The organism is Geomonas subterranea, assembly GCF_019063845.1.
Lineage (GTDB): Bacteria > Desulfobacterota > Desulfuromonadia > Geobacterales > Geobacteraceae > Geomonas > Geomonas subterranea.
Genome location: NZ_CP077683.1, coordinates 4743107 through 4760000 on the forward strand (window position 1 = coordinate 4743107; position 16894 = coordinate 4760000).

The 16894-nt window shown below is 60.0% G+C and carries 18 protein-coding genes; all 18 read left to right on the forward strand.

Going from position 1 to position 16894, the window contains the following annotated elements; genetic code table 11:
• Position 1 precedes the first annotated feature (1 nt).
• The 18 genes from secY (at position 2) to tyrS (ending at position 16499) form a co-directional block, all read left to right on the forward strand.
• Positions 2-1309 carry a preprotein translocase subunit SecY gene (secY, locus tag KP001_RS20755; RefSeq protein WP_217287389.1) on the forward strand — a complete coding sequence of 436 codons (1308 nt, stop codon included), beginning with the start codon at positions 2-4 and terminating at the stop codon, positions 1307-1309.
• Between the two features lie 9 nt (positions 1310-1318).
• The gene (locus tag KP001_RS20760; RefSeq protein ID WP_217287390.1) at positions 1319-1969 is read left to right on the forward strand and encodes an adenylate kinase; all 651 of its coding nucleotides are present in this window, start codon (positions 1319-1321) and stop codon (positions 1967-1969) included.
• Positions 1966-2712 (forward strand): type I methionyl aminopeptidase, encoded by a 747-nt coding sequence (map, locus tag KP001_RS20765; protein WP_217287391.1) that lies wholly within the window; start codon positions 1966-1968, stop codon positions 2710-2712. The genes KP001_RS20760 and map overlap by 4 nt, the downstream gene beginning before the upstream one ends.
• A gap of 32 nt (positions 2713-2744) precedes the next feature.
• Positions 2745-2858, forward strand: a complete 114-nt coding sequence (rpmJ, locus tag KP001_RS20770) for a 50S ribosomal protein L36 (RefSeq protein ID WP_012529389.1) — start codon at positions 2745-2747, stop codon at positions 2856-2858.
• A 15-nt stretch (positions 2859-2873) separates the two neighbouring features.
• On the forward strand, positions 2874-3242 hold the full coding sequence (gene rpsM, locus KP001_RS20775; RefSeq protein WP_217287392.1) for a 30S ribosomal protein S13: 369 nt from the start codon (positions 2874-2876) through the stop codon (positions 3240-3242).
• 15 nt (positions 3243-3257) lie between these two features.
• Positions 3258-3653 carry a 30S ribosomal protein S11 gene (gene rpsK / locus KP001_RS20780; protein WP_183356781.1) on the forward strand — a complete coding sequence of 132 codons (396 nt, stop codon included), beginning with the start codon at positions 3258-3260 and terminating at the stop codon, positions 3651-3653.
• A gap of 53 nt (positions 3654-3706) precedes the next feature.
• Positions 3707-4333 carry a 30S ribosomal protein S4 gene (gene rpsD, locus KP001_RS20785; RefSeq protein ID WP_217287393.1) on the forward strand — a complete coding sequence of 209 codons (627 nt, stop codon included), beginning with the start codon at positions 3707-3709 and terminating at the stop codon, positions 4331-4333.
• A gap of 33 nt (positions 4334-4366) precedes the next feature.
• Positions 4367-5386, forward strand: a complete 1020-nt coding sequence (locus KP001_RS20790; RefSeq protein ID WP_129128519.1) for a DNA-directed RNA polymerase subunit alpha — start codon at positions 4367-4369, stop codon at positions 5384-5386.
• A gap of 42 nt (positions 5387-5428) precedes the next feature.
• The gene (rplQ, locus tag KP001_RS20795) at positions 5429-5950 is read left to right on the forward strand and encodes a 50S ribosomal protein L17 (protein WP_217287394.1); all 522 of its coding nucleotides are present in this window, start codon (positions 5429-5431) and stop codon (positions 5948-5950) included.
• Between the two features lie 181 nt (positions 5951-6131).
• Positions 6132-9665 carry a chromosome segregation protein SMC gene (gene smc, locus KP001_RS20800; RefSeq protein WP_217287395.1) on the forward strand — a complete coding sequence of 1178 codons (3534 nt, stop codon included), beginning with the start codon at positions 6132-6134 and terminating at the stop codon, positions 9663-9665.
• Positions 9666-9808: 143 nt separating this feature from the next.
• Complete coding sequence (locus KP001_RS20805; protein WP_217287396.1) at positions 9809-10168, forward strand: roadblock/LC7 domain-containing protein; 360 nt, start codon at positions 9809-9811, stop codon at positions 10166-10168.
• Entirely contained in the window at positions 10168-11391 is a 1224-nt protein-coding gene (gene ftsY / locus KP001_RS20810) for a signal recognition particle-docking protein FtsY (protein ID WP_217287397.1), read from the forward strand. The genes KP001_RS20805 and ftsY overlap by 1 nt, the downstream gene beginning before the upstream one ends.
• A 55-nt stretch (positions 11392-11446) precedes the next feature.
• Entirely contained in the window at positions 11447-11623 is a 177-nt protein-coding gene (zapB, locus tag KP001_RS20815; RefSeq protein WP_217287398.1) for a cell division protein ZapB, read from the forward strand.
• A gap of 4 nt (positions 11624-11627) precedes the next feature.
• Positions 11628-11909 carry a cell division protein ZapA gene (locus tag KP001_RS20820; RefSeq protein WP_217287399.1) on the forward strand — a complete coding sequence of 94 codons (282 nt, stop codon included), beginning with the start codon at positions 11628-11630 and terminating at the stop codon, positions 11907-11909.
• Positions 11910-12227: 318 nt separating this feature from the next.
• Positions 12228-12809 (forward strand): 5-formyltetrahydrofolate cyclo-ligase, encoded by a 582-nt coding sequence (locus KP001_RS20825; RefSeq protein WP_217287400.1) that lies wholly within the window; start codon positions 12228-12230, stop codon positions 12807-12809.
• Positions 12810-12817: 8 nt separating this feature from the next.
• Positions 12818-14407 (forward strand): ribonuclease Y, encoded by a 1590-nt coding sequence (gene rny, locus KP001_RS20830; RefSeq protein ID WP_404813605.1) that lies wholly within the window; start codon positions 12818-12820, stop codon positions 14405-14407.
• Positions 14397-15185: a TIGR00282 family metallophosphoesterase gene (locus KP001_RS20835; protein ID WP_217287402.1), complete on the forward strand. Its 789-nt coding sequence runs from the start codon at positions 14397-14399 to the stop codon at positions 15183-15185. Before rny ends, KP001_RS20835 begins: the two co-directional genes overlap by 11 nt.
• A gap of 102 nt (positions 15186-15287) precedes the next feature.
• On the forward strand, positions 15288-16499 hold the full coding sequence (gene tyrS, locus KP001_RS20840) for a tyrosine--tRNA ligase (RefSeq protein WP_217287403.1): 1212 nt from the start codon (positions 15288-15290) through the stop codon (positions 16497-16499).
• Positions 16500-16894 lie beyond the last annotated feature (395 nt).

A 16894-nucleotide genomic window follows, 5' to 3' on the forward strand; every position in this document is an offset into this window, starting at 1 on the left:
CTTGATAGAAGCCTTCCAGAACATTTTCAAGATCCCCGAGCTTAAAAAGAAGGTTCTCTTTTCGCTGGCCATGCTGGCCGTCTACCGGGTAGGGTGTCACATCCCTACACCGGGTATCGACGCCCAGGCCCTCTCGCAGTTCTTCAAGGCTGCGCAGGGCACGCTGCTCGGTATGTTCGACATGTTCTCTGGTGGGGCTCTCGAGAAGCTCACCGTCTTCGCCCTCGGCATCATGCCGTATATCTCCTCCTCCATCATCTTCCAGCTCCTGACCGTGGTGGTTCCGGCCATCGAGAAACTCTCCAAGGAGGGTGACGCCGGCAGGAAGAAGATCATCCAGTACACCCGCTACGGCACGGTGGTCCTGTCGGTGGTGCAGTCCTTCGGCATCTCCATCGGCCTCGAGGCGATGCGCGGACCGGCAGGCGAGCTGGTGGTGCCAAACCCCGGCTGGTCCTTCCGCCTTATGACGGTGATCACGCTGACCGCGGGTACCGCCTTCATCATGTGGCTGGGTGAGCAGATGTCAGAGAAGGGGATCGGCAACGGCATCTCCCTGATCATCTTCGCGGGGATCGTGGCGCGCATCCCGAACGCCATCGGAAACAGCTTCCGCCTGATCAAGACCGGCGAACTTTCCCTGTTCGTGCTGCTGCTGGTGATCGCCGTGATGTTCCTGGTCATCGCAGCCGTGGTCTTCATGGAGCGCGGCCAGCGCAGGATCCCGATCCACTACGCCAAGAGGGTGGTGGGGCTGAAGACGGTAGGCGCGCAGAGTTCGCACCTGCCGCTCAAAGTGAACATGGCCGGGGTCATCCCGCCGATCTTCGCTTCGTCGATCATCATGTTCCCGGCCACGGTCGGCAACTTCATCGACGTCCCCTGGGTGCAGGCGGCCTCCAAGCAGCTGGCTCCCGGAAAGTTGCTCTACGAGATTTTATTTGTTGCCTTTATCGTCTTTTTTTGCTATTTCTACACGGCTGTGACTTTCAACCCGGTTGATGTCGCCGACAACGTCAAGAAGCAGGGCGGTTACGTGCCCGGGATCCGTCCCGGCAAGGAGACCTCCGACTTCCTCGACGCGGTGCTCACCAAGCTGACCTTCGCGGGTGCGATCTACATCTCCGCGGTCTGTGTGCTTCCTTCGATCCTGATCGGGAAATTCAACCTTCCCTTCTACTTCGGTGGTACGTCGCTCCTGATCGCCGTCGGCGTCGGCATGGACACCCTGGCCCAGATCGAGGCGCACCTGATCACGCGCAGCTACGAAGGGTTCATGAAAGGCGTTCGCATCCAGGGTAGAAAATAGGAGACCCCGATGAACCTCATCCTCCTTGGACCCCCGGGCGTAGGCAAGGGGACCCAGGCGAAACTCCTCATAGACAGGTTTGGTATCCCGCAGATATCGACAGGCGATATACTGCGGGCTGCCGTTAAAGAGCTCACCCCGATGGGGATCAAGGCGAAGGGGTTCATGGACTCCGGTGCACTGGTACCCGACGAGGTCGTAATAGGGATCGTCGAAGAGCGTCTGGCGCAGCCGGACTGCCAGAAGGGTTTCATCCTGGACGGCTTCCCGCGCACCGTGCCCCAGGCCGACGCGCTCTCCCTGGTCCTCTCCGGCATAGGCAAGAAGATCGACCACGTGGTCTCTCTTTCCGTGGACAAGGGCGAGCTTCTGAAGCGTCTCACCGGCAGGCGTGCCTGCTCCAAGTGCGGCGCCGGCTACCATGTCGACTTCGCTCCGTCCAAGGTTGCAGGGATCTGCGATGCCTGCGGCGGTGAGCTGTTCCAGCGCGAGGACGACAAGGAAGAAACCATCCTGAACCGGCTCGCGGTGTACGAGGCGCAGACCTCTCCGCTGATCTCCTACTACCAGACCGCGGGGCTCCTCCGCTCGGTCAACGGTCTCGGGAGCGTGGAAGGGATCCAGACCGAGATCGTCGCCGTCCTGCAGGGCGCACGGTGATAGTACTCAAATCCCGGGCCGAGATCGAGAAGATGGCGGCCGCCGGCAGGATGGTCGCCGAGATACTCGCCGGCCTGAGAGGGATGGTGGCTCCGGGGGTAACCCTGGCACAGCTGGATGCATATGCCGAGAGGGAAACGCTGAAGAGGAAGGCGAAGCCAGCCTTCAAGGGTTACAGCGGCTTCCCCTTTTCGCTTTGTTGCTCGGTCAACGAGCAGGTGGTACACGGTTTCGCCACGCAGCGCGCCCTGGTCGAGGGAGACATAGTAAGCCTCGATTTCGGAGTCCTGCACAACGGCTTCTACGGCGATTCCGCCATCACGGTCCCGGTAGGCCAAGTCTCCGAGGTGGCGACCCGGCTGATCAAGGCAACCGAGGAGTCGCTGTACCGGGCGATAGAGGTTGCCGACACCGCGCACCGCCTTTCGGACCTCGCCCACGCGGTACAGTCCCACGTCGAGGCGCGAGGGTTTTCCGTGGTACGCGATTTCGTGGGGCACGGCATCGGCAAGGAGTTGCACGAGGGGCCGCAGATCCCCAACTTCGGCGCCGCCGGCAAGGGGCCCAGGCTGAAAGCCGGCATGGTGCTCGCCATCGAGCCGATGATCAACGAGAAGGGGTACGACGTGAAGGTGCTGGAGGACGGCTGGACGGCGGTTACCGTTGACGGCGGACTCTCGGCGCATTTCGAGCACACGGTGGCAATAACGGACAACGGTCCGCTGATACTTACGAAAATCTAGATTGGCAAAACGTCTTCAAAAGGAAGTGAACTATGAAGGTTCGGGCATCGGTTAAGAAGATCTGTGTAAAGTGCAAGATTGTCAAGCGCAAGGGCATAGTCCGCGTCATCTGCGAGACCCCCAAGCATTCACAGAGACAGGGCTAATAGGAGGAGCTGGCATTGGCACGTATCGCAGGGGTAGATTTACCCAGGAATAAGAGAATAGAGATCGCACTGACCTACATCTACGGCATCGGCAGGTCTCTCTCCCAGGAAATTCTTACGGCAACCGGTGTGGACATCAACACCCGTTGCGACAACCTGACCGAGGCGGAAGTCTCGAAAATCAGGGAGTATATCGATAAGAACGTGAAGGTCGAAGGCGACCTGCGCCGCGACATTTCCATGAGCATCAAGCGCCTCATGGATCTCGGTTGCTACCGTGGTCTTCGTCACAGGAAAGGTCTTCCCTGCCGCGGGCAGCGTACCAAGACCAATGCACGCACCAGGAAAGGGCCGGCTCGTACGGTCGCTGGCAAGAAGAAATAAGATTCTGGAGGGATAATGGCGAGCCCGGCTAAGAAGGTCGTTAAGAAGAAAAAAGAGAAAAAGAATATTCCCACAGGCGTGGCGCACATCCAGGCTACGTTCAACAATACCATGATCACCATCACCGACCCGGTCGGTAACGTGGTTGCCTGGTGCACCTCCGGTGCCAAGGGCTTCAAGGGCTCCAGGAAGAGCACCCCGTTCGCGGCCCAGATGGCCGCCGAGGATGCCGCCAAGAAGGCCCAGGAGCATGGCATGCGCACCATCGAAGTGTACGTGAAGGGCCCCGGCTCCGGCCGCGAGTCCGCGCTGCGCGCGCTGCAGGCCGCCGGCTTCGCCGTCAGCTTCATACGCGACGTAACGCCGATTCCGCACAACGGCTGCCGTCCCCCGAAGAGAAGAAGAGTCTAGGACCGTTTTTACGGACCAACGGAACTATCAGTTAGGATCATAGGAGGTCTTCATTGGCTAGGTATACAGGGCCCTCATGCAGGCTGTGCAGGCGCGAAGGATCGGAACTTTTTCTTAAAGGCGAGCGTTGCTACACCGACAAATGCGCCATCAAGAGAAGGAGCTATCCGCCGGGACAGCACGGACAGGGTCGCATAAAAGTTTCTGATTACGGTGTTCAGCTGCGTGAAAAACAGAAGGTGCGTCGTATCTACGGCATCCTCGAGAACCAGTTCCGCGGGTACTTCGAGACCGCCGACCGGATGAAAGGTGTGACCGGCGAAAACCTCCTCTTCCTCCTGGAGAGAAGGCTCGACAACGTCGTCTACCGTCTCGGTTTCGCCACCTCGCGCGACGAGGCACGCCAGCTGGTGCGTCACAGCCACTTCACCCTCAACGGGCGTAAGGCGAACATCCCCTCCATCCAGGTGAAGGCGGGCGATGTGATCCAGCTGCGCGAGAAGAGCCGCAAGGTCGCTGTCATCACCGAGTCCCTCGAGGCCGTGGTACGCCGCGGTATCCCGCAGTGGCTCGAACTTGACAAAGATGCCTTCAAGGGCACCGTGAAGACCAGCCCGGTGCGTGAAGACATCACCATGCCGATTCAGGAGCAGTTGATCGTCGAGCTCTACTCCAAGTAAAGGCTGACCAACAACCGATACAGGGGGATCTAAATGTATAGAAATTGGCGCGATCTGATCAGGCCGAAGAAGCTTCAGGTTGAGACAGAATCGCTGACTAATACATACGGCAAGTTCTACGCCGAGCCTTTCGAAAGGGGGTTCGGTACCACCCTGGGAACGGGGCTGCGTAGGGTCCTCATCTCCAGCCTGCAGGGGGCGGCCATCGTCTCCGTCAAGGCCAAGGGCGTGCTGCACGAATTCTCCGCTGTCCCGGGCGTCACCGAGGACATGACGGATATCATCCTCAACCTGAAAGGGGTGCGCCTCAAGGTGCACGGCAACGAGTCCCGGATGATCCGGATCGTGCAGAAGGGTGAAGGGGTGGTCAAGGCGAAGGATATCATCACCGACAACAACGTCGAGATCCTGAACCCGGAACATCACATCGCAACCTGCTCCAAGGACGCCAACCTGGAGATGGACCTCATGGTGAAAGTCGGCAAGGGTTACGTCCCGGCTGACCGCAACCGTGACGAGAAGGCACCGGTCGGGACCATCCCGATCGACGCGATCTTCTCCCCGATTCACAAGGTGAACTTCACCGTCACCAACGCTCGCGTAGGCCAGATCACCGACTACGACAAGCTTACTATCGAAGTCTGGACCGACGGCAGCGTGAAACCGCAGGACGCGGTGGCCTACGCTTCCAAGATCCTCAAGGACCAGCTCTCCATCTTCATCAACTTCGACGAGGACGTGGAGCCCCAGGAGGAGGCGGAGCCGGAAGAGGAGCGCGAGCGCTTCAACGAGAACCTCTACCGCTCGGTCGACGAGCTGGAGCTCTCGGTTCGCTCCGCCAACTGCCTGAAGAACGCCGGCATCAAGCTTATCGGCGAGCTGGTTTCGAGGACCGAGGCAGAGATGCTGAAGACTCAGAACTTCGGCAGGAAATCGCTGAACGAAATCAAGGACATCCTGGTCGACATGGGCCTCACCCTCGGCATGAAACTGGAGAACTTCCCGGATCCCGAGATCATGAGGCGCCTGCGCGGCGAGCAGAAAGAAGAATAGTCCATACGACTTCATTTATAGATCGAAAGGAAGTGAAAAGATATGCGTCACAACAGCGCGGGTAGAAGATTAGGTAGGACCACAAGCCACAGGATCGCTATGTTCAGGAACATGGTGACATCCTTTCTCCAGCACGAAAAGATCACCACGACTGATGCCAAGGCAAAAGAGCTCCGCTCCATCGCCGAGAAGATGATTACCCTCGGCAAGAAGGGCGACCTCCACGCCACCAGGCAGGCAGCGGCCTACATCCGCGACAAGAAAGTCGTGACCAAGCTTTTCACCGAGATTGCACCGCGTTACGCAGAGCGTCCCGGCGGCTACACCAGGATCATCAAGCTCGGCATCCGCCCGGGCGACACCGCTCCGGTGTCCGTGATCGAGCTGGTGGAAGCTGAAATGACTCCGAAGAAAGCCGCCAAGCCGGCTGCCAAGGCTCCCAAAGCCAAGGCTCCCAAGGCTGCTCCGGCAGTCGAGGCGGCTCCGGTGGAAGAAGCTCCGGTGGCCGAGGCAGCACCGGCCGTCGAAGAGGCTCCGGTAGCTGAGGAGAAAACCGAGGCGTAAGGCGTCCGGTTGCAAAGAGTAATGAAAGGGACACGGGAAACCGTGTCCCTTTTTTCGTTGGTGCCTCCCCGCGACAACTACCGTTGCCCTACGTCGCCTCCTTTCCCCGCCTCCAAGCCCCCGGTCCCGCCCGCCTTTCCCCTTTACATTAAAACCACCTCTCTGATAAGATGCGCTGCTCATGAAAATCAAAAGACTCGAAATCCACGGATTCAAATCCTTTCAAGATAAGGCCGTTCTGGACTTCAACCAGCCCATCACCGGCGTGGTCGGTCCCAACGGCTGCGGCAAGTCCAACGTCGTCGACGCGATCCGTTGGGTCATGGGGGAGCAGTCCGCCAAGAACCTGCGCGGCAAGTCGATGGAAGACATCATCTTCAACGGCACCGAGTTCCGCAAACCGCTCGGCATGGCCGAGGTCTCCCTCTTCTTCTCCACCGAGGACGGCCGCGTACCCGCAAAGTACCTCAATTTCTCGGAGATCCAGGTCACCCGCCGCCTCTACCGCGACGGCGAGAGCGATTACCTCTTGAACAAGACCCCCTGCCGCCTGCTCGACATCGCCGAGCTGTTCATGGATACCGGCATCGGCGCCAAGGCGTACTCGATCATCGAACAGGGCAAGATCGGCATGATCCTGCACGCCAAGCCCGAGGAGCGCCGCTTCCTGATCGAGGAGGCCGCAGGCGTCACCAAGTTCAAGGCGCGCAAGGTCGTCGCCATGAAGAAGATGGAGGCGACCCGCCAGAATCTCCTGCGCATCGGCGACATCATCTCCGAGATCAAGCGTCAGATGAACGGCCTGCAGCGCCAGGCCAAGAAGGCGGAGCGTTTCCGCGAGGTCAGGCAGGAGCTCAAGGAGATTGAACTCCTGTTCGCCGCCAAGGGGTACGCAGGGGTAGAGAAGGAGCGCAACGGGCTGGGGCGGGAGATCGCCGACCTCGAGTCGAAACTCGTGGACGTGACCGCCAAGCTCAACGATGCCGAACTCTCCGTCGAGGAGAAGCGGCTCTCCCTGTTGGAGACCGAACGGCAGCTGACCGCGGCCCAGGAGGAGATCTTCCGCTGGAAGAGCGAACTGCAGGGGGGAGAAAACCGCCTCGAATTCCAGCGCAAGGAGTTGGTGAACCTGGAGCGCCACGGCGCCCGCTTCGAAGAGGAACTCCAGGGACTGCGCGACCAGCTTGCCAGTTCCGAGAAGGAGATAGGGACCCTGCAGGCGCAGCGGGTCTCACTGCAGGAAGAACTGGTCCGTGAGAACGAGTCGCTCGAGTACCGGGAGTCCCTTCTCGAGGAGATGGCAGCCGGCGAGGCGGGTGTCACCCGGGAGCTCGACGAGACCCGGCGCGCCATGTTCGCCGCCCTCTCGGAGGGGGCGCAGGCCGCCAACCAGCACGCAGCCGCACACAAGCGCCTGGCCGCCCTCGCTGACCGCCTGCAGGCCAGCAAGCGGGAGCGCGTGCTGCTCGGGGAGCGGCTCTTCGAGGCCAACGCCAAGGTCGATGCCCTGAAGCAGGAGCGCGAGCAGCTTGCCCGGGACAAGGCGCTGGCGGACGAAGAATTGACCATGGCGGGTAGCCGGGAAGCCGAGCTGAAGCAGGCGCAGGAGGGGGGAGACAAACTGCTGCAGCAAAGCCGCGACCAGCTCTCCGCCGCCGCATCCCGTCTGAAATCGCTCCAGGAGTTGGAGGCACAGTTTGCCGGGTACGGCCAGGGGGTGCGCAACCTGCTCCTCGCCGAGCCCTTCAAGAACGCCTCACTCACCATGATCGCCGACGCGCTGGAGGTGGAGGAAGAATTCGAGGTGGCCCTCGAGGCTGTTCTCGGTGACCGCCTGCAGTATCTTCTGTGCGAATCCTCCGCCACCGCGCTGGACGCCGTTGCCCACCTCAAGGGGAGCTCTGGAGGTCGCTGCAGCTTCGTGACCGCGCCCCCCTGGCGTCAGCAAACCAGGGAGACACCGCCGGGCGCATCACCGCTTTGGGAGCGGGTCACCGTGCCCGCACAGCACGCGCCTCTGGTCGAGCCGCTTCTTACCGGCGCCTTCCTCGCTCGCGACCTCAGCCACGCCCTCGAGCTGGCCGCCTCCTTCCCGGCTTCGACCTTCGTCACCCTCGAAGGCGACCTGGCCCACGGCGGTGGCATCGTCAACGGTGGCTCTCCCGAGCCGGCGCAGCAGGGGATCATCCACAAGAAGAGGGAGATCAAGGCCCTGGTCGCAGAAGTCGAGCGCCTCGAGGCCGAGGTGCAGGAGCTGGCTGCGGCGCGCGAAAAGAGGAGAGGGGAGATCGCCGAGGCCGAGGCGCATCGCGTTGAATTGCGCCAGACTCTGCATCGACTCGATATCAGGATCGTGAACGCGGAGAAGGACCTGCAGACCGCGCTGTCCGAGTGCCGCCGCATCGAGGAAACCGGCGCGGTGCGCGAGGCGGAGGAAGAGCAGTTGGCCGAGGAGCAGGCCCTCATCTCTGGAGAAATGGCTCAGGCCGATGCCAGGAGGACGCAGGCCGAGGAGCGCAAGGTGGCCCTGGAAAAGTCCGTCGAGGCTCTGCAGGGGCGCCTGGAGGGATCCCGCTTCGAGATGGAAGAGGCCCGCGAGATGGTGACCTCCATGAAGGTGCGTGTCGCCGCGCTCCGGGAGAAAGGGGACTCTACCGAGCGGGCGCTGCGCCGCGTCGAGGGCCTTTGTACCGACCTCGCCAACCGTATCGCCTCCCGCACCAGGGAGCTCGAAGGTTCGGGCGACGAGCGTACCCGTCTCTTGGCCGCGATTGCGGAAGGGGAGGAGGCGCTGCGCGGCGTCGTCAAGCAGCAACTCGCCAGCGAGCAGGCGCTGCTGCAGGTGAAGGACCGGTACGAGGCCGAAGCCGCCAAGGTCCAGGAGGAAGAGGCGCTCCTGAAAGGGATGCGTGCCGATGCCGTCGCCGTGAGGGAGCAGCTGAACGCAAAAAGTCTTCGGCTGACCGAGGTGAGCATGCGGCTCGCCCACCTGGAGGAAACCCTCAAGGAAAAGCACCGCATGGAGATCGCCGACGCGTTGCTCAACTATTCCAAGGTGGAGTGGGACGAGGTTGAAAGCACCAAGCGCCAGGCTGAGCTGCAAAAGACCATCAATGAAATGGGTGAAGTGAACCTCATGGCCATCGAGGAGTTCAAGGAGATGGAGGAACGTTTCTCCTTCCTCTCCAGTCAAAAGGACGATCTCGAGGAGTCGATGAACGCGTTGCAGAAGGCGATCCAGCGCATCAACCGCACCACGAGGAAGCGGTTCCTGGAGACCTTCCAGATGGTGAACGAGAAGTTCCAGCAGATCTTCCCGAGGCTTTTTTGCGGCGGTCACGCCGAGCTGCGCCTGACCGACGAAGAGGATCTCCTCAATACCGGTCTGGAGATCGTAGTGCAACCTCCGGGCAAGAAGCTGCAGAACGTGTCGCTTCTGTCCGGTGGCGAGAAGGCGCTTACTGCAGTGGCGCTCATCTTCTCGATCTTTCTGATCAAGCCTTCGCCGTTCTGCCTGCTGGACGAGGTCGATGCGCCGCTCGACGACGCCAATATCGGCCGGTTCAACGACATGGTGCGTGAGATGAGCGCCAACTCGCAGTTCATCATCATCACCCACAACCGTGCCACCATGGCCGTTGCCGACACCCTGTATGGCGTCACCATGGAGGAGCCCGGCGTTTCCAGGCTGGTCTCGGTCCGCCTGAACCGCTAGGAAATGCTCCCCTCGCTCCCCGGGAGAGGGGCGGGGGTGAGGGCGTTGCCGTAATTTGCAATGCTGAAGCCGTGGGTGAGGGCGCCGCGCTGAGGACGCTGCCATCGCTTGCCCAGTTCAAATTTTCGCCGTAGGAGCTTGACGTGCCCTTCAAGAGACTGTTGACTACACTGGTTGAATCCGTGCCCGGTGGCAATGGCGCCATCCTGGCTGATTGGGAAGGTGAGGCTGTCGAGCAGTTTTCCCATGGCGACCCTTTCGAGATGAAGGTGACGGCGGCCCATTGGGGGATCCTGCTCACCCAGCTCAAAGCGGTGCACGACAAGTTCACCACCGGCGCCGTGCGGGAAACGGTGATCAGCACTGACGAGCAGTACGTCATCGTGGGGGCCGTCGGCGATGACTACGCACTGGTGATGACTTTGGACCGCAACGCCCTGCCGCTCCTGGCCCTGAAGAGGTTCCGGGACACCGCGCTGCTTTTGCATAAGGAGATTTATTAATGGCCGAGGAAAACAAGGGATTTTTCAAAGGTCTTTTCAAAAAACTCGGCATCGCAGGCGCCGAGGAACCTGCCGGGACTGACCGCGAGCAATCGGCTGAAGAACTGGAGCAGCAGGAGGAACAGCAGCAGGGGGGCGCGGCCCCTCAGCATCCCCACGTTCCCGCCCCTGCGGCACAGGAGCAGGCTGCCCAGCCTGTCGCACCCCCGGTCTCCGTCCCCGAACCTGCCGCCCCGGCCCCGCGCCAGGTCTGGGTTGAGCCTGCCGCTCCGACACCCGCCCCGGTCTCGGAGCCTGTCGAGCAGGCGAAGCCGAGCTTCTTCGACCGCCTCAAACGCAGTCTCAGCAAGACCCATGAAACCATTATTGGCCGGGTAGACACCCTGCTGCTGGGCAAGAAGCAGATCGACACCGACACCCTCGAGGAACTGGAGGAGATCCTGATCACCGCGGACCTGGGCGTGAAGACCACGGTCGACCTGGTCCGGACCCTGGAGCAGCGCCTAAAGCGCGACGAATTGCAGGACGGGGCGGCGCTGAAGAGGGCTCTGAAGGAAGAGATCCAGCTGCGTCTTCTGGAGCATCACGCGCCACTTGTCGTGACCGACAAGAAGCCTTTCGTCATCATGGTCATCGGCGTCAACGGCGTCGGCAAGACTACCACCATCGGCAAACTGGCCGCACGCTACATAGGTGAAGGGAAGAAGGTTCTGTTGGGCGCGGCTGACACATTCCGTGCCGCAGCCGCTGAACAGCTGGAAACCTGGGCTAACCGCGTCGGCGCCGACATCGTGCGTCACAAGGAAGGGGCGGATCCCTCCGCGGTCGTCTTCGATGCCTGCAAGGCGGCCATCGCCCGCGGGACGGACGTATTGATCATCGACACCGCAGGCCGTATGCACACCAAGGTAAACCTGATGGAGGAGATGAAGAAGATCCGCCGCGTATTGACGAGGGAAATCCCGGATGGCCCGCACGAAACACTCCTCGTCTTAGATGCGGCGACTGGGCAGAACGCCTTGTCCCAGGCGAAGCTCTTTAAGGAAGCGGCCGATGTCACCGGCGTGGTTCTCACCAAGTTGGACGGGAGCGCCAAGGGGGGGATTGTTGTGGCGGTAAGTCATGAATACGCCCTCCCTGTCAGATTCATTGGCGTAGGTGAGTCCGTGGAAGACCTGCGGGCCTTTGATCCGGTCCAGTTTGTCGAGGCACTTTTCCAATGATAGCCTTGACTTTTGCGTACTTATCGCATATGATTTTGCCGCAAAAGGTGAAATAATGAGTGTCGAGCTGTTTAATGAGCTGGAGCGGCGGATAAATTCTCTAATTAATGTTGTCGACGAGTTGAAGCTCGAGAACGGCAGGCTCAAGAGTGAGAACGATCGGCTCAACCAGGAACGTGCCGGCCTTAAGTCCCGGATCGACTCTATATTGAAAAAGTTGGAAGGGGTCTGACAGTTTGATCGCCACGCACAGCATCAGGGTCCTGGGGCGAGAGCTTCAGGTGAAGAGTGTTGCGACACCTGAGCATGTGGCGCAAGTCGAGGCTCTGGTCAACGAAAAGCTGGCGGAGGCGGAAGCCAAGGTCAGTGGTGGTGATACCCAACTGGTAGTGATTCTGGCGTTGATGAATTTGGCCGAAGCCTGTCTGGACGCCCGGAAGCAGTTGGTTGAAGAGCAGCGCACCTGCAGCGAGCGGGTCGCGGGGCTCATTGAACGGCTTGACCGGCAGCAGTTTTAGAGTTTCAGGTCTCTTGCGGGAGATTCAACATATAGCTGATCGGTTGTACGGTTGCAAAGCTTTGCCAGAACCTGCGTGGAGAGGTGAATTCTCCGCGTTTGCTGATAGTAGCCTAAAGACGTTAAGCAGCATGTCCAGGGGTTAATGGCTGCATTTACATAAAGTTCAAATTTGGCGCTTCATTTGAACGCGGCCCACTCTATCAAAACCTGTCAACGCAACACCCGTCACACCCATCAGCACTCCCCCACCAGAGCACCTGTCTCGACGGGCGGCCCCTGCCGTCCACCTTCTGACAAAACACGGAACTAAAGCGTTATGCCCAAGCGTGCCCATAGAGCCGCTACCCTTGCCCGGCGCCGCGAGCTGTCCAAGCCGCAGGTTGCGTCGTTAAGCTTGGCCCTGCAACAGCGTTTCCTCGATCTGCCCGAGTACCAGGCGGCCAGGACGCTGGTGCTGTATGCGCCGATCCACCACGAAGTGGATACTGCAGCGGTGGCCGTCGCGGCCCTGGCGTCCGGCAAGACACTGCTCTACCCGGCCGTTGCGGGGCACGACTTGAAGTTTTGCCGGGTGGCTGCTCTCGCCGAGTTGGCCCCGGGCAAGTACGGCATACCCGAGCCCGAAGGCGAGGGGTGTGATCCGGCGGAGGCGGACCTCATCGTGGTCCCCGGAGTTGCTTTCGACCTGTGCGGGCGCCGCATCGGTTACGGCAAGGGGTACTATGACCGGTCGCTGCACCGTCTGGAGGGAAGCGGGAAGCTGGTGGCGTTTTGCTACGACTTTCAACTGCTTCAGGAGATAGCCGGCGAACCGCACGATGTGACGATGGACTTGATCGTCACCGAGAGTCGGGTGGTTCGCGTTAATAAACATATATGTGAGGGGGAGCAACAGTGAAAGTCGACATAACTATTGCCATATTGCTGGTCCTTGTCGCGGCCGCCATCGGTTACGCGATAGGCAACATCCTGCGCAAGAAACTCTCCGATTCCTTGGTGACCAACGCAGAGACGCTTGCCGCCAAGATGATCGAGGATGCCAAACGACAGGCAGAAGTCGTGGCCATGGAGGCAGCAGTCCAGGCCAAGGACGTGGTGTACCAGGCAAAGGAAGAGCTGGAAAGGCAATTTGAACAAGAGAGCCGCGAGAAGCGTCGCGACCTGCAGGCCCTCGAGAAGAGGCTGCAGCAAAAAGAAGAAAACCTCGACAAAAAGACCAACCTCTTCGACCAGCGCGATGCCGACTTCCTGAAAAGGGAGCAGGGGCTCGCGCAGCGCGAACAGTCTTTGTCGAACAAGGAACAGGGACTCACCCAGAAGGAAGAGAAGCTTGACGCCCTGGTGGGCGAGCAGAAGGCGAAGCTGGAGCAGATCGCCGGAATGACCGCCGCCGAGGCCAAGAAGTTCCTGATGGACTCGATGGAAGATGAGGCGAAGCTTGACGTCGCCAAGCTGATCAAGGCGATGGAGGAAGAGGCCAGGGAGACCGCCGACAAGAAGGCCAAGGAAGTGCTGGCCCTGGCGATGCAGCGTTACGCGGGCGAGTATGTCGCGGAACGCAGCGTCTCCGTCGTCACCCTCCCCTCCGACGAAATGAAGGGGCGCATCATCGGCCGTGAAGGGCGCAACATCAGGGCCCTTGAGGCAGCCACCGGAATCGACCTGATCATCGACGACACCCCGGAGGCGGTCATCCTTTCCGGTTTCAACCCGGTCCGCAGGGAAGTGGCCAAGCTGTCGCTGCAAAAGCTCATCGCCGACGGCAGGATCCACCCCGGCCGCATCGAGGAAGTGGTGGCCAAGTCCCAGGAGGAGATCGAGCAGGCCATGAAGGAGGCCGGTGAGCAGGCGGCCTTCGACCTCGGCGTGCACGGGATCCACCCGGAGATCCTGAAACTCATCGGTCGCCTGAAGTACCGCACCTCCTACAGCCAGAACGTGTACCAGCACTCGCTGGAAGTCGCCTTCCTCTGCGGCATCATGGCGGCCGAACTCGGCATCAACGTGAAGCAGGCGAAAAGGGCGGGTCTGCTCCACGACCTCGGCAAGGCAGTGGACCACGAGATCGAGGGCTCCCATGCGGTCATCGGCGCGGACATCGCCAAGAAGTACGGTGAATCGCCGAAGATCGTGCACGCCATAATGGCCCATCATGAGGACGAGAAGCCGGCGACCGTTCTGGCCGTGCTGGTTCAGGCCGCCGATGCACTTTCCGGCGCACGCCCGGGTGCGCGCCGCGAGATGATGGAAACCTACGTGAAGCGCCTGGACGATCTGGAGAGGATCGCCACCTCCTTCGACGGCGTCCTGACTTCCTTCGCCATCCAGGCCGGCCGCGAAATCCGCGTCATGGTATCGAGCGAGCAGGTGACCGACGATCGCGCCCTGGTTCTGGCCAAGGACATCGCCAAGAAGATCGAGACCGAGATGACCTATCCCGGCCAGATCAAGGTCAACGTGATCAGGGAAACCAGGGCAACCGAATATGCCCGTTAAGCTTCTCTTCATAGGGGACGTGATTGGAAAGCCCGGCCGTGAAGCTCTCTCCCGCGAGCTGCACCGGATCGTGGACCGGCACATGGTTGATCTTGTCATAGCCAACGGCGAGAACGCCGCTGGCGGCTTCGGCCTGACCGAGGAGACTGCGCAGGACCTCTTCAAGTGCGGCGTCCAGATGATCACCTCCGGCAACCATATCTGGGATAAGAAGGACGCACTGGAGTATATCAAGCGCGAGGACCGCATCGTACGGCCGGCGAACTATCCGGAAGGAACCCCCGGCAAGGGGACGACCATCATCAAGACCCCGGGCGGGGTCAAGGTCGGCATCCTCAACCTTGAAGGACGGGTCTTCATGAACAACCTGGACTGCCCGTTCCGTTGCGCGGACAAGGAGATCGCGAAGTTAAAGGAAGAGACGCCGATCGTTTTTGTGGACTTCCATGCGGAGGCGACCAGCGAGAAGGTTTCGCTGGGATGGTATCTGGACGGGAGGGTAGCCGCAGTAATAGGCACCCACACCCACGTGCAGACCGCCGACGAACGCATCCTCACCGCCGGCACCGCCTACATGACCGATGCCGGTATGACCGGATCTTTCGATTCCGTCATCGGCGTCAAGAAGGAAGAAGCTATCCAGAAGTTCGTGACCCAGCGTCCCTCGAAGTTCGAGGTCGCAAAAAAGGACATCAGGATCAACGCCGTCGTAATTGAAGTGGACGAGATGACTGGACTCGCCTTGAACATCGAGAGACTTAATATCGCCTGCGGGTAAGTGTAGTGAAATGACTCCCCCACGGAAGCCTTCTGCCTACGTGGAGCTTGGCCACTGCAGCCTCGTGCGGAGGTGGCTGAAATACAATCTGGAGGGAAAGTGATGACCGTTGCAGAGCAGATGGAAATTATCAAGAGGGGCGCCGTAGAAATCCTGGTGGAGAAAGAGCTGGTAGAGAAGCTCGAGAAATCCGTCAAGACGGGCGTGCCTCTCAAGATCAAGGCCGGTTTCGATCCGACCGCGCCGGACCTGCATCTGGGGCACACCGTGCTGCTGCATAAGATGCGTCAATTCCAAAAGCTCGGTCACGAGGTTTACTTTCTCATCGGCGACTTCACCGGCATGATCGGTGACCCCACCGGCAAGTCCGAGACCCGCAAGGTACTCACCCGCGAAGACGTTCTCAAGAACGCAGAGACCTACAAGGAGCAGGTGTTCAAGGTTCTCGATCCACAACTCACCAAGGTGGTATTCAACTCGGAGTGGCTCGGGAAAATGTCGGCATCTGACATGATTGGTCTCGCCTCCAAGTACACCGTTGCCCGGATGCTCGAGCGCGAAGACTTCAGCAACCGCTTCTCCAACCAGCTGCCGATCAGCATCCACGAGTTCATGTACCCGCTGGTGCAGGGATATGATTCAGTTGCCCTCAAGGCCGACGTCGAACTGGGCGGCACCGACCAGAAATTCAATCTTCTCGTGGGGCGTGAGCTGCAGCGGGAGTGGGGGCAGGCGCCGCAGTGTGTCATTACCGTGCCGCTGCTCGAAGGTCTCGACGGCGTCAACAAGATGAGCAAGTCCCTTGGCAACTACATCGGCATCAATGAGCCGGCTGACGAGATCTATGGCAAGGTGATGTCCATCTCCGACGAATTGATGATTCGTTATTACGAGTTGTTGAGCGACCTCACTATGGCCGAGTTCGAGCAGTTGAAGGCCGACTTGAAGAGTGGTGCGGTGCATCCGATGGAAGCCAAGAAGCAGTTGGCCCGCGAAATGGTTGCCCGTTATCATGGCTCAGAGGCTGCGGTTCTGGCAGGCGAGAACTTCGTCAAGCGCTTCAAAAACAACGAGACTCCCGATGAGATGCCTGGGTTTACCCTCAAAGCAGAGGGGGAGAAAGTTCTGCTTTGCAAGGTTCTGGCTGAGGCACAGCTCGTGAAGTCCAACAGTGAAGGTCGCCGCTCCATCCAGGGCGGGGGTGTCAAAATCAACGGTGAGAAGGTCTCTGATGAGAATCTGGAGATAACATGCAGCGGTGAGTACATTATCCAGGTAGGCAAGCGTCGCTTTGCCAAGGTTCTTTTCTCTTAAGTTTCTGACACACGTGCCGATTGGTAGAGGGCGATGCGAAAGCATCGCCCTTTTTCGTTGTATCAGGTGGCCGGTCAGCCTGTGTTCACACAAGGCCGCTCCTTCAGTCATCACAGAGGGTTCTGGCGCGTTAAGAAAAACAAACAACAAACCCGTTGACGCAGGCAAAGGCATTTGTTATAACCACCCTCCGCTAACGAACAAGACACTTTGTCCGGCAGCGGCCAACAAAAAAGCATTGACAGCCGAAACGGCCTTTGCTATAAAGTTGAGCTTCGCAGTGACGACGTTCTTTGCAACCGAATAGATGAACCGGCAGGAAGAAGGGCCACAGTAGCACCTCGCGGTGTTCTGGCAGCCATTCGGGTGCGACCTTCGGGTCGGGCCACTGCGAA

Coding starts and splice junctions, on each gene's coding strand:
- KP001_RS20760 (WP_217287390.1), top strand. CDS start 1,319: ATGAACCTCATCCTCCTTGGACCCCCGGGCGTAGGCAAGGGGACCCAG.
- rpmJ (WP_012529389.1), top strand. CDS start 2,745: ATGAAGGTTCGGGCATCGGTTAAGAAGATCTGTGTAAAGTGCAAGATT.
- rpsK (WP_183356781.1), top strand. CDS start 3,258: ATGGCGAGCCCGGCTAAGAAGGTCGTTAAGAAGAAAAAAGAGAAAAAG.
- KP001_RS20790 (WP_129128519.1), top strand. CDS start 4,367: ATGTATAGAAATTGGCGCGATCTGATCAGGCCGAAGAAGCTTCAGGTT.
- rplQ (WP_217287394.1), top strand. CDS start 5,429: ATGCGTCACAACAGCGCGGGTAGAAGATTAGGTAGGACCACAAGCCAC.
- smc (WP_217287395.1), top strand. CDS start 6,132: ATGAAAATCAAAAGACTCGAAATCCACGGATTCAAATCCTTTCAAGAT.
- ftsY (WP_217287397.1), top strand. CDS start 10,168: ATGGCCGAGGAAAACAAGGGATTTTTCAAAGGTCTTTTCAAAAAACTC.
- zapB (WP_217287398.1), top strand. CDS start 11,447: ATGAGTGTCGAGCTGTTTAATGAGCTGGAGCGGCGGATAAATTCTCTA.
- KP001_RS20825 (WP_217287400.1), top strand. CDS start 12,228: ATGCCCAAGCGTGCCCATAGAGCCGCTACCCTTGCCCGGCGCCGCGAG.
- KP001_RS20835 (WP_217287402.1), top strand. CDS start 14,397: ATGCCCGTTAAGCTTCTCTTCATAGGGGACGTGATTGGAAAGCCCGGC.
- tyrS (WP_217287403.1), top strand. CDS start 15,288: ATGACCGTTGCAGAGCAGATGGAAATTATCAAGAGGGGCGCCGTAGAA.